Origin of the sequence: Rufibacter roseolus (assembly GCF_017916365.1) — a bacterium.
GTDB classification, from domain to species: domain Bacteria; phylum Bacteroidota; class Bacteroidia; order Cytophagales; family Hymenobacteraceae; genus Nibribacter; species Nibribacter roseolus.
Genome location: NZ_JAFMSU010000001.1, coordinates 1374891 through 1387435, shown reverse-complemented (window position 1 = coordinate 1387435; position 12545 = coordinate 1374891). Strand labels below are relative to the sequence as shown.

The window sequence follows — 12545 nt, the reverse complement described above, 5'->3', positions numbered from 1 at the left end:
ATTAAAATCCAACGTTAACTCCTAAAGAGAATGCTCTAGGTCTTGGGTAATTGCCTTCGTTTACACCCAGTTCACCCATTTCTGGATCAAAACCAGTATTGAATTTAGTGAAAGTGTACAGGTTGTTGCCAGAGAAATAAACCCTTAAGCTTTTCACTCCTTTGATCAAACCTGGCTTTAAGTTGTAGCCTAAGGTTACGTTCTGCACCCGCAGGAAAGAACCGTCTGTTATAAAGAAATCTGAGGCTCTGTACCCTCTTGTGCTGTTGGCTCTTGGAAACTCCTGGCTTGGGTTGTCAGGGGTCCATCTTTGGATTTGTCTACTTGGAGTCATCTTTCTGAAGTCAAAGACATCATTTCCTTGAACCCCGTAGAGTTGTGCTGAGAGATCAAATCTCTTGAAGGTTAGATTAGTGTTGAAGCTGTACAGGAAATTAGGATTAGGATTTCCTATGATAGTTCTGTCAAAGCTATCCACTACACCATCCGGAACGCCTTCTGGTCCGGAGATATCAAGATATTTAATTTCGCCTGGCCGTGCGGCAGCGCCTGTTAAACCTGCATTCACCCCCTCTTCCAAGGTCTGTATGATACCATCTGTTTTGTAGCCATAAAAGACATACATTGGCTGGCCTACAGCATAGGTGCTTATTCTTTGTCTTACAGACTCATACAAGGTGCCTATTTCAATCTGGTCATTCTCCCCCATTGAAACTACTTTGTTTCGGTTCAATGTAAAATTGGCGCCAACTGTCCAGTTCAACTCAGATTTACTGAGAACGTCTGCTGTAATACCAAGTTCTACCCCTCTGTTGCTGATCTCCCCGTCGTTAATCCATTGCTGATCATATCCAGCAGAAGGTGCGATTGTTTTAAGCCTTAACAAATCACTGGTGTTCTTGACATAGTAATCGGCTGTAAGGGTGAATCTCTGATCCATAATCCCTAAGTCAAAGCCTATGTCAAATGATCTGGTGGTTTCCCATTTCAGGCTATTGTTACCAAGACCTCCAACAATAGTAAGTCCTTGCTCATTGTTGCCGCTGGCGAGACCCGGTCCAAATCCAGTTTGGAATCCTGCTCCGGTAAAATATCTGCCGGTTCCAAATCTGTCTAATGTTTGATAAGGAGAAATACCTTGGTTTCCTGTCAATCCATAGCTTGTTCTCAGTTTTAATTCTGAGATAGTTTCAATTGACTTTATAAAATCTTCCTCACTCAGTTTCCAAGCAAATGCTCCGGATGGGAAAAATGCCCATTTATTATTGGCCCCGAACTTGGTGGATCCATCAGCCCTCCCCGTGAAAGTGAATAAGTATTTATCTATCAAGGCATAGTTGGCCCGTCCATACCAAGAGGCTAGGTCAAACCTGGACAAGTCATTGCTGATTGTTTTGGTTACGGCAGCGGATAAGTTCTCATTTTGCAGGTTGTCATTGACAAAACCCTGTCCGGTAAGAGTACTGAATTTGTTAACCGTCCTCTGAAATGAGTACCCTCCTACAAGGCTAAGGGTATGGTTTGAGCCAAACTTTTTATTTACAGTAAAATAGTTTTCGTTCAAAAGGTCTGTGTAGGTGCTATTTCCAATGGAGCCATATCCTTGAGATTCAAACCCTCTGAATGTTGCCGTTGCTGGCTCATATTGGTCTTGAACTGAATTGCCGTATTTGGAACTCAGCTGGGTTCTGAACTGCAACCAATCTGTTATTTTGGCATCCAAAAAGATTGTTCCTAAAACATCTATGGTTTTGGAAGTACTCAGGACTTGATTGGCTTGAGCAAGTGGATTGCCATAATCTGTTGGGCTCATTCTGAAATAGTTACCATTTTCATCATAAGCAGGAAAGATCCTAGAGCGATCCACACTCAACCCAAACCCATTTGCCTTGGTATGGGCCAATACAACATTGGTCCCAGCTTTTATGTTTTTTGATATTTGTTGATCAAGGTTTAATCTACCTGTATACTTATCATAGAAGTTCTTAATAGATAATCCTTCTTCTTTATAGTAGTTTCCTGAAATAGAGTACTTTGTTTTTTCTGTGCCTCCATCTGCACTTAAAGTATAGTTTTGAGAGAAAGGGTTACGATACACTAAATCCACCCAATCTGTATTATACTGCCACTGAGGTTTATTGGGATCCAAACCACGCAATTCAGCTATTGAAGGATAATAAACACCGTTCCTTGTAATCCCAGTATATGGAATATCCACACCAACCAGTCCCCCATTGATAGCAGCCTCATTAGCATACGTTGCTTCTTCTATAGGATCCCTCCAAAGATCTGGCTTAACGGGTAAAGTAGAAATAGTATTGAGTGAACTGAAGCTTATTCTTGCCTCTCCCTCGCGTCCTTTTTTAGTGGTTATAATAATTACCCCATTCGCTCCTCTTGACCCATAAATAGCTGCAGATGAAGCATCTTTCAACACTTCTATGGATTCAATATCCTCTGGGTTAATCTGCTTTAAGTTACCTGCATCTCCCCAAGGATATCCATCTACAACCATTAGGGGCGCCTTTGAACCATTCAAGGAACTAGCCCCTCTGATCCGGATGGTAGCACCAGCACCAGGTTGACCACTAGGCGCCATCACTTGAACACCTGGCAGTTTACCTTGCAGCAACTGATCTACAGAGGCGGCAGGTGTTCTATTGAGTTCACTTCCTTTTAATGTAGATACCGCTCCAGTAAGATCACTCTTTTTTACAGCCCCATAACCTACTACCACTACCTCCTCCAAGGACTTGCTATCTGTTTGCATCACAATGTTCAGGGATGATCTTCCATTCACCTGAACTTCCTGAGAAAGGTAACTGATGTAAGTAAATACAAGAATAGCTTTATCTGAGGGCACACCTATTGAAAAGGCGCCATCGACTTGAGAGGACGTGCCAGTAGTAGTACCCTTTACCACGATGCTCACTCCTGGCAGCGGCTCACCCGTTGCTCCATCTTTTACAGTCCCACTCACAGTGACTGTTTGCGCCCATACTTCCACAGAACCCAGCAGAAGGGACAGAAATAAAAACAATAGGTATCGTTGTTTCATAAAAGTGTAGTTAAGCTTTAAAATGAGGACGTTATACTAAAACAAACTTAGGCCACAGTGATAGGGCATCGAAAAGATTGGTTAAATAAGCGAGTGACTTTCGCCTTAAATTCTGTTAACTGATGAAGAACAGAGTTGAACTGATTATATATCAGCTGCAGATTTGCAAAATGATTTTTACCAAGGGGTGATTTTCGCAAATCCTAAATTTTAATAGTAACAAAGCTACATTAATTGATAAATTAATTTTAATACTATTTTATCATTTAGTTTGCTGAAATAACCATTTTAAAAATGCTTGCCTTATTACAAAGGATATTTTTAGCGCCATGCAGTTGCTAATTGAGTCAAGAACTCAAAAAGCTTTTCCCTCGAAAGCTGTTGAATTTAGTCACTAATCCAATGTTTTTAGTTGAGCTACTAAAATGAAACTTTGTTTGTCGTCATTCATACATTTAATGCATAGCGACTATAAAGCTGCCTCAACTTTGCTTTTCTTAACGATTATTAGTATTATTTTATCATAAAACACCAATTCAAGCCCATACGATAAGGGGTTCTAGGCGTAGATATTTGTGTAGATCTAGGCAGTATCGCCATAGCAGCATCTATCTTCCTGTTCTTTTTACCTTATCGCACCTATGGATGACCTCGAGGCAGGCGCGGGCGTTGTGGTAGGGGCACTTCCAGAAGCCGACTTTGTCCTCCTTGTCCATGGGGGAGTAATCGTCGTGCACGCCCCAGCGCCACTCGCCCCCTTCCAGGTCCAGCAGGTAGGTCTGCGCGAACCGCCAGGCATTGAGCGAGTGCCGCAGGAATTCCTCTTGCCCGGTTAGCCCGTAGGCGTTGAGGAAGCCCACCATGGCCTCGGCGCTCACCCACCACTCGCGGTGCTTGTCGTAATGGTTCTCGTCCATATCCAGTTCATGGTAGAGGCTGCCGTCGGGCAGCAGCGCCTCGGCGGTGGCCTGGGCCATCTGCAGGGCGGTTTCCTTGACCCGGCTCAGCAGCTCCTGGTCGCCCAGCACCTCGGCCGCCTCCTGCAGGAGCCAGGAGGCCTCGATGTCGTGGCCGTAGGAGATGAGGTTGGCGGTAGAAGCCCAGTCGCGGGCGAAGAACAGCTTCAGGTGCCCGATCTTCTGGTCCACGATGCGGTCCAGGAACACCTCGATCAGGTCTCTCAGTTTTTCCGCCAGCAGCGGGTCGGGCCAGGCGCGGTACAGGTTGGCGTAGGCCTCCAGGATGTGCAGGTGCGTGTTCATGGTCTTGGGGTCGTTGCGGTCCCTGGCGCTCAGGCGCAGGTCCTCCAGCGGCTCGCCCGCCCGGCCGAAGGCCTCCAGGTACCCGCCGTGCCCCGGGTCATAGCTGTGCCGCTCGATCCACCGGAAAAGCCCCTGGCTTATTTCCAGCGCCTTTTCGTTCTGGGTGGCCAGGTAGAACTCGCTCATGCCGTACACGGTGAAGGCCAGCGCGTAGACCTGCTTGCGGGTGTCCAGGGGCCGGCCTTGGGCGTCCACCCTCCAGAAGACCCCGCCGTGGGCAGGGTCCAGGAAAGACGTGCACAGGTAGTCGAAGGCCCGGGTGGCCATGGCGAGGTACCCCTCTTTCCCGGTGTGCCGGTAGGCGGCCGAGAAGGTCCAGAGGATGCGGGCGTTGAGGACGCTGCCTTTGGGCGCCCCGTGGTTCACTTTCCCTGCGTTATCGATCTGCCCCACGAAGCCGCCGTGCTCGTGGTCCGGGGTGTGCCCGACCCAGAACGCCAGGGCCCTCTCCAGCTCGGCCTCCATCTCCTGCTGGTAGACCGAGAGCAGGTGGGTCAAAGAAGTATCGGAAGCGGTAGCCATCAGTTCGCGCCGTTCAGTTCAGGGGCCATCGCGTGCTTCTTGCTTTGGATATAAGCCTTGTTCCTGTCCACCAGTTGGTTGATCTGCTCCACGGAGGCGGCCGAGCGGAGCCCGTCGGCGGGGGTGTTCAAAACGTAGTCCAGGAGTTGCTCCAGGGTGGAAGTGGCCACGTGGGTGCGGGTGTCGGAGGAGGCGTAGTAGAGGAACACCGTGCCGTCCCCGTCCAGGATCCAGCCGTTGGCGAAGGCCACGTTCGAGACGTCGCCCACCCTTTCCTCGCCCTCGGGCGCGAGGAAGAACCCGCCCGGCTTGGCGATGACTTTTGATGGGTCCTGCAGGTCGGTGAGGAACAGGTAGAGCACGTACCTGAGGCCGGCGGCGGTGTTGCGGACGCCGTGGGCCAGGTGCAGCCAGCCTTTGTCGGTCTTGAGCGGGGCCGGGCCCTGTCCGTTCTTCACCTCGTAGACGGTGTGGTAGGCCTTCGGGTCGATGATGGCCTCGTCGTCCACCGCGGCGTTCTCCATGGAATCCGTCAGGCCCCAGCCGATGCCGCCGCGGCTACCGGCCTCGATGAAGCTATCCTGCGGACGGGTGTAGAGGGCGTACTTGCCGTGGACGAACTCGGGGTGCAGCACCACGTTGCGCTGCTGGGGCGAGGTGGACCTCAGGTCGGGCAGGCGCTCCCAGGCGATGAGGTCGCGGGTGCGGGCGATGCCGCACTGGGCCACCGCCGAGGACTCGTCGCCGGGCTTAGCGTCCGGGTCCTTGCGCTCGGTGCAGAACAGGCCGTAGACCCAGCCGTCCTCGTGTTGGGTCAGGCGCATGTCGTACACGTTCACGTCCGGCTCACCGGTCTCGGGCATTGTGATGGGCTTCTCCCAGAAGCGGAAGTTGTCCACGCCGTTGGGGCTCTCGGCGACGGCGAAGAAGGACTTGCGGTCGTGGCCCTCCACCCGGGCCACCACCAGGTACCTGCCGTCCAGTTTGATGGCCCCCGCGTTGAACACGGCGTTCACCCCGATGCGTTCCATGAAGTACGGGTTGGTCTCAGGGTTCAGGTCGTAGCGCCAGGCGAGCGGGGCGTGCTGGTTCGTTAAAATAGGATGTTTGTATCGGTCGTAGATGCCGTTGCCCAGGGGCTGCCTCTCGTTCTTTCTGGCGGTCAGCTCGGCCTGGAACTGCTCCAACTCTTTCTGTCTTATCTGGAAGGTATTCTTCATGGGGAAAATGGTATAATGGTGTCGGCTCTGTGATCTGCAGCCGGTGATGGTTCAGGAAACAGAGACTAATTTGCGTTTGAGGGTGGCGGCCACCGAGTCGCCGTCATGGGGCAGCCTGTCCCACCAGGTCTTCTTCAGGACGGCGCTGCACGCGAGCATAATGCCGCCTGTCACCATCAGCTCGGTGTACATGGTCAGGATGAGGTAGATGGGGAGGAGCGTGAGGCTCATCTGCCACACCACCCCGATGACCACGTTGAACATGTCCAGCCCGAAGTCCCTGTTCTCCGCGAAGGAGGGGTCCTCGGCCTTCACCTGCTGGGCCACGGGCCCCCAGAAGCCCCAGGGGCGCACGCTGCGGTAGAAGCCCTTCAGGGTCTCCATGTCGGTGGGCGGGGCCAGGTAGGTGCCGACGATGCTGCCGGCCAGGGAGATCAGGAGCAGCCACGGGAAGTAGTAGAGGTCCAGCCCTTCGGTGAAGTAGGGGAAGACTAAAGCGGCTATGATGCCCGCCAGCATGCCCCAGAAGAAGCCGCTGGCGTTGAAGCGCCACCAGTACCACTTGAGCACGTTCGCCGAGATGTAGCCGCCGTACAGCCCCGCCACGATCCACTGCAGCAGGCTGTTCACGTCCTTGGCCAGGAAGCCCAGGGCCATGCTCACCAGCACCACCACCACGCCGGTGCCGTAGTTCATGCGGGTCACCGTGGCGTTGCCGGCCCCGGGGTTGACGTACCTGAGGTACACGTCGTTCACCAGGTAGGCCTGGGCGGCGTTGAGCGTGCCGGCGAAGGTGCCGATGAAGGCGGCCAAGAGGCCGGCCAGGATCAGGCCCATCACGCCCGTGGGCGCGAACCGCTGGATGGCGGCCGGCAGGATCCGCTCGAAGTCGATGCCGGAGGCCGACTGCAGGTCCAGTTGATCATAGTTGAGGATGGCCAGCACGGTGAAACCCATGATCATGAGGTAGCGCGTGGGGATGAGCACCACCGAGACGAAGGCGCTCATCTTGGCCGCGTCCTGCGGGGAGCGGGACGAGAGGATCTTCTGCATGTCGTAGTTGGGCGTGGGCCCGGCCAGGCTGGCCAGGACGCCCTTGAAGACCATGAGCGAGAAGAAGACCCCGAAGAGCGAGTAGCCGTCCGACCGGACCTTGGCGTTCACGTCGTCGATGATGCCGGTCCAGTCCATGTCGAGGGTGGCCCCGAAGAAAGGCGTCCTCCACTCTTCCGGCACGTTCAAGGGGGCGGTGTCCAGGTTGTCCATGGCCAGCACGGCCACCACCACGGAGGCGGCCGTCATGATGGCGTACTGTAGCACGTCGGCCCAGACGATGCTGGCCATGCCGCCCAGCACCGAGTAGAACACGGCGAAGCAGGTGAAGAGCATGCCGTAGAAGTGGGGCACGAACTCCGCCGGGATAGTGAACGGCACGTAGGGCTGCACCGCGGACCACGGCACGAAGATCTCCACGAACTTGCCCAGCCCGATGAAGCCGTACGCCAGGAAGCCCAGGCAGCTCAAAAGGGCGAAGGCCACCACGATGGCGTGGGACCTGTTCGAGTCGCGGCCCCGGCCGAAACGGGTGAGCATCCACTCGGCGCCCGTGGCCACGTTGGAGCGGCGCAGCCAGGCGGCCAGGAACACCATCAGGAAGACCTGGTTGAAGGAGGGCCACAGCCAGGGGATCCAGACGCTCTTCAGGCCGTAGACGAAGCCCAGCATCACCATCCACATGGTGCCGGAGATGTCGAACATGCCCGAGGCGTTGGAGAGGCCCAGCGCGTACCAGGGCAGCGTGTTGCCGCCCAGCATGTACGCCTCCTTGTTGGCCCTGGCCCGCTTCTGCAGCACCAGCCCGATGGCCGCCACCGCAAAGAGGTAGACGAAGATGATCCCGAGGTCAAGCGCGGTTAGTTTCATAATAAGTTAATAAGATTAGTTTGAAACACATGTGTCACTGTCTGCCTATTAGGCGGCTTACTTTCTCTTGCGCTTATTGAAATCAGATCTATCAACCTGAGCTTCAAGCCAACAGCTTTGATAAAATAATACCGGCGAGCGCCTAAGCCTTGTATTTAAAAATGTCTTAAAGGCGCTGAATACCCCTTGGCTGCTTAGCGCCTTGCGTTGATGCAGGAGAACAGTACCGCCCTCTTATCATAAGCTTTGAGGAGCTTCATACGTCCTTCACAAAAGTATATAGCTTTCAATCTAGTTATTAATACTTTTTTATCAATTAATAACTCTGAGACTATATTGAAGCAATTTTTACACTAGAAATTCATTTACTTTCAGGGCAGTGTTCCGGAGGTGACATTGGAAATCATTTTATCAATAATAAAATAACACCCTAAGTTTGTTGTAATTTTGCCTAATAAAGTACCTAGGGCACCATATCAAAGCTCTTCCATTATGCAAATCACAATTATGGGCAAAATCTTGTAGTGGCTGCTTTACTCTACGATGGATAACTTTTAGAGCAAAATTTAAGAATTCACCCCTGCACCAATTGATACTATTTTATCATAATACCATATTTATTTTACACACTCATCTATTGAGCTAACTTTAAAGAAGCATGGGTGCCATTTATCACGAGATAACTCCACTAACACAGTATGATTGTTTTACCCTGTTTCCTAGGGTGAAGAGTGAGTTTAATTTTCCGCTTCATTACCATGAAGACTTTGAGTTGAACTTCATCTACAATGCAGCTGGAGCTAGAAGGATTGTAGGAGACAATGTAGAGTCCATTAATGATTATGAACTGGTGTTAGTGGGAAGCAACCTACCTCATGGTTGGTTTACGCACCAATGCAAAGGCAAAGAAATCACGGAAATCACAATCCAATTTCATCGGGACTTGTTTGATGACAAATTTTTGCGCCGCAATCAACTCATCTTTATCAGAACACTTTTAGAGCGAGCAAGTAAAGGCGTCTCGTTCTCTGATGAAACCTGCAAAGCTTTTAAGCCCAGGTTGGAGGCGCTAACCCAAAAAAGAGGATTTGACTCAGTGTTGGAGCTAATTTCCATTTTACATGATCTATCCATTTCCCGGAACATGCGAACGCTCTCCAACAGCTCTTTCTCATCTGATCAATCTAACTACTATAGCCGCAGGATTGAGAAAGTGTTCGAGTTTATGCAGGCTTATTATGACAAAGAGTTATCACTAGGTGATGCAGCAAAGGTGGTAAACATGCCAGAGGTTTCCTTTAGTCGTTTTATCAAAAAAAGAACAGGTAAAACCTTCATAGAAAGCCTAAATGAGATTAGATTAGGGCATGCTTCCCGTATGCTAATCAACACTACGGTGACCATAGCAGAGGTTGCCTTAAAATGTGGCTTCAACAATCTTTCTTACTTCAACAGAATCTTTAAACGAAAGAATGGCTGCACTCCCAAAGAGTTTAGGCAAAATTATTCTGGCTCCCGAGTTTTCATCTAAAAACATCCAAAGAGTTTATTAATTCGCTATTCATCTACCGCGTAGTGGTTCCTGTCAACTTAAACAGAAGCCATCAATATCTACCAAACTTGGAGACAGATGGTTTTATGGCTGTAGATAAGGCTACAATAAATCACTTGAGACCTACGGACGCAAGGTTTGTATTTAATAGGCGGGGGTATGACTACTCGATTGGAAGGCTTTGGATTTGACCGGAGGGGTCTGATTTCGCCGGATTGCAATACTTTAACACTAATATGTGAGCTCCTGATGGAGGTAGTTTTCTGGAGTTGAAAACCTAACCACTCTGTTGGCATAGATGGCTAAAATGAATTATGACAAGGCGCAGCCAGGCTGGAATTATCTATGACATGGTTGCGATTAGGACTCCCTGGCTTTATCACGCCGTTAGGCGAGACGCCGCAGATGTTAACGATCTCTTTCTTACACGGAGCATCTGCCTTCTCTTCATCTCCACCAATCTTAAGAGAAGCCCTGTAACTAGCTGTTACGGGGCGTTTTTGTTGTCCTTATCTATCCCCTAAGCACCAGGTAGTCCATCAGTTTAGACCAACTTCTGATCACTACACCTAAAAACGAAAGCCAGAGCCCTTAAGGAAAGTAGCGAAACAAGAATCCTCAAGTAAAAGCCAACCCATAGTTTTCTGCCTGCCATCCTTGGTAAACAATACAAATTGGCTGTTTAGCTAGAAGTAAGTATTTAACACAACAGTATTGCATCTTACCAACACAGAATATAACTTAGCAAGACAATCCCCCAGCAGTTTTGTTTTTCTAAACCATAGCAGTCTGGTTACTGAAGGTGATTTAACGCAATAGACAAACGTTTATGGCCTTGATTCCCCTAAATGGAGTTAAAACACCAGATCAATATGCGGATCAGAAAGCATCAGAAGCTTTTGAATTCTTGCTAACAGAGTAAGGTAATTAACTTCTAATTATGGGAGCTTATGGGATACATCAAGCAGTTAGACTCATTAAGGGCCATCGCTATTTTCTTTGTTCTCTGCAACCATTGCCTGCCCGCTGACACCCTCCTCCATCAGTTATCCTTAATCATTTTCGCGCCAGATATCTTTTTTACCATTAGTGGGTTCCTTATCACGATGATCTTGTTGAAAGACAGGAGAAGAGCCGAAGTCAGTAGCACCCATAAAGGAAAAGTCTTCTCTGATTTTTTCCTTAAAAGAGCCCTGAGGATTTTCCCGGCCTACTACCTCACGCTCCTCTTGACCTATGTACTGGAGCCAAACTCCGTTCCCCGGTACAGCAGTTACCTTAACTTCACCGCCAACTTTGACATGTACAGTAACAAGTATTGGGGAGAACTGGGGCACCTGTGGTCCATGTCGGTGGAGCAACAGTTCTATCTTTTCTGGCCGCTGATCATCCTCTTTATTCCTAAGAAGTTCTTATCGCACACCATCGTCTCGTTTATTCTTGCAGGAATCATAAGTCAGAAACTTACCCCAGATTTAGAATTCCTCTGGATTTTACCCCAGACCTGCTTTGATGCCTTGGGGATAGGCGCGTTCCTGGCCTGGGTAGTGGTAGAGAAGAACCAGATTTTCCCTACGGTGTACAAAGCGCTTCGTGTGCTTGGCCCGTTCAGCATCCTGGTCATTGCAGGCCAGAACCTATGGGGAGACTTTCCTTCGCCCCACCACAGAACCTTGGTAGCTCTGGTTGTATCCTGGGCAATAGCCTATTTCTTAAGCGTGGGAGATACCGGAAACGAAAAACTAACCTGGATTTTTCAAAATAGGGCTCTGCTCCTGATGGGGAAGATAAGCTACGGCATTTACCTCTACCATGTCACCGTATTCAATCATAGCGCAAGGTTACTGCACAGCTTCAACAAAGCCCTACCCCTTCCTCAGGAAATCAAGGGAAACTTCTACTTCTTCCTATCAGAGAATTTGGTTCTGCTTTTCCTGCTTGCCTGGCTTTCCTGGAAGTTTTTTGAACTACCGATTTCCAACTTAAAGAGACACCTCAAAAAGGAAGCACCCAAAAGTGTTGCTCAGCAAACCGCTTAAAAACACCTCACCATGGTTTGAGGCTACTTTCCTGAAAACAAGCTAAAAATAGACAGGCCTGGTCTTCTTACCTGAGCTAAGGTTAAATCACTGTCTCCACTACCACAGACCTATCGGGGACACCAGTTGATTAAACACTCTTATAAAACTGGTTGTTATTAGAATATTTGGATTCTATCCAGGGCTAGACGAAGACGAATTGTGAATTATTAATAAGTTAATTTACCGGAGAATTTACTTATATATGGGAAGCGGACGCAGCAGCCAGGCTCGTTTCACAAGTAATCAGGAGAAACGGCGACGGCTTCCGTCATCTTTACCAAAAACAAAGGCCATGAACTATCAGGAATACAGCGCATACTTTAAAGGTATTCTGGAAAAAGATGCCGCAGAACAGCAGCCACCCTATGACAATCCGGATTACCTGGATTACACAAATTTGAACTGGGCACGCATGAACCGCTGGTTCAAGACAGGGAAGCTATCTGAGGAGATCCTGGAGGTTGTAGGCAAAATAGACCGGCCTCAGAACTGGATTGTGATCACGGAGCCCTGGTGCGGCGATGCGGCCCATAATATCCCCTTCATAGAGATGATAGCGCGGAAGAATGCACTTATATCGGTTTCCTACGAGCTAAGGGATGCGGCCCCCTTCAGGATTGAGGAATACCTTACCAATGGCACAAGGTCCATCCCGAAACTAATCATCCGGAACCAGGAAGGAAATGATCTGGGAACTTGGGGGCCGCGCCCCGCAGACTGCCAGCTGGTATTTACCCAAATGAAGAAGGAGAAAGCCCCGTTCGAGAAAATAAAAGTTGAGATCCAGAACTGGTACAACGCAAACAAAGGCGAGGACCTTCAAAAAGAATTGGTGGGTATGCTCTCCGGCACGCTACAATAGGCTTG

At 49.9% G+C, this 12545-nt stretch carries 7 protein-coding genes; 3 read left to right on the top strand and 4 right to left on the bottom strand.

The window, feature by feature from the left end; translation table 11 throughout:
* Nucleotide 1: 1 nt before the first annotated feature.
* The 4 genes from J3P35_RS05535 to J3P35_RS05520 form a co-directional block, all read right to left on the bottom strand.
* Nucleotides 2-3058, bottom strand: a complete 3057-nt coding sequence (locus J3P35_RS05535; RefSeq protein WP_210463353.1) for a SusC/RagA family TonB-linked outer membrane protein — start codon at nt 3056-3058, stop codon at nt 2-4.
* Between the two features lie 608 nt (nt 3059-3666).
* Nucleotides 3667-4845 carry an AGE family epimerase/isomerase gene (locus J3P35_RS05530; RefSeq protein WP_246850099.1) on the bottom strand — a complete coding sequence of 393 codons (1179 nt, stop codon included), beginning with the start codon at nt 4843-4845 and terminating at the stop codon, nt 3667-3669.
* Between the two features lie 56 nt (nt 4846-4901).
* Nucleotides 4902-6122, bottom strand: coding sequence for a glycoside hydrolase family 130 protein (locus J3P35_RS05525; RefSeq protein ID WP_210463351.1), 1221 nt, complete (start codon nt 6120-6122; stop codon nt 4902-4904).
* A gap of 51 nt (nt 6123-6173) precedes the next feature.
* Nucleotides 6174-8045, bottom strand: a complete 1872-nt coding sequence (locus J3P35_RS05520) for a sodium:solute symporter family protein (RefSeq protein WP_210463350.1) — start codon at nt 8043-8045, stop codon at nt 6174-6176.
* A 658-nt stretch (nt 8046-8703) separates the two neighbouring features.
* On the opposite strand from J3P35_RS05520, the gene J3P35_RS05515 reads away from it, so the two are divergent.
* The 3 genes from J3P35_RS05515 (at nt 8704) to J3P35_RS05505 (ending at nt 12540) form a co-directional block, all read left to right on the top strand.
* Nucleotides 8704-9576: an AraC family transcriptional regulator gene (locus tag J3P35_RS05515; protein WP_210463349.1), complete on the top strand. Its 873-nt coding sequence runs from the start codon at nt 8704-8706 to the stop codon at nt 9574-9576.
* A gap of 971 nt (nt 9577-10547) precedes the next feature.
* Nucleotides 10548-11636, top strand: a complete 1089-nt coding sequence (locus tag J3P35_RS05510) for an acyltransferase family protein (RefSeq protein WP_210463348.1) — start codon at nt 10548-10550, stop codon at nt 11634-11636.
* A gap of 334 nt (nt 11637-11970) precedes the next feature.
* Nucleotides 11971-12540 (top strand): thioredoxin family protein, encoded by a 570-nt coding sequence (locus J3P35_RS05505; RefSeq protein ID WP_210463347.1) that lies wholly within the window; start codon nt 11971-11973, stop codon nt 12538-12540.
* Nucleotides 12541-12545 lie beyond the last annotated feature (5 nt).

Excerpts from the sequence above, each read along its gene's own strand:
- J3P35_RS05535 (WP_210463353.1), bottom strand. The coding sequence starts at position 3,058 with ATGAAACAACGATACCTATTGTTTTTATTTCTGTCCCTTCTGCTGGGT.
- J3P35_RS05530 (WP_246850099.1), bottom strand. The coding sequence starts at position 4,845 with ATGGAGGCCGAGCTGGAGAGGGCCCTGGCGTTCTGGGTCGGGCACACC.
- J3P35_RS05525 (WP_210463351.1), bottom strand. The coding sequence starts at position 6,122 with ATGAAGAATACCTTCCAGATAAGACAGAAAGAGTTGGAGCAGTTCCAG.
- J3P35_RS05520 (WP_210463350.1), bottom strand. The coding sequence starts at position 8,045 with ATGAAACTAACCGCGCTTGACCTCGGGATCATCTTCGTCTACCTCTTT.
- J3P35_RS05515 (WP_210463349.1), top strand. The coding sequence starts at position 8,704 with ATGGGTGCCATTTATCACGAGATAACTCCACTAACACAGTATGATTGT.
- J3P35_RS05510 (WP_210463348.1), top strand. The coding sequence starts at position 10,548 with ATGGGATACATCAAGCAGTTAGACTCATTAAGGGCCATCGCTATTTTC.
- J3P35_RS05505 (WP_210463347.1), top strand. The coding sequence starts at position 11,971 with ATGAACTATCAGGAATACAGCGCATACTTTAAAGGTATTCTGGAAAAA.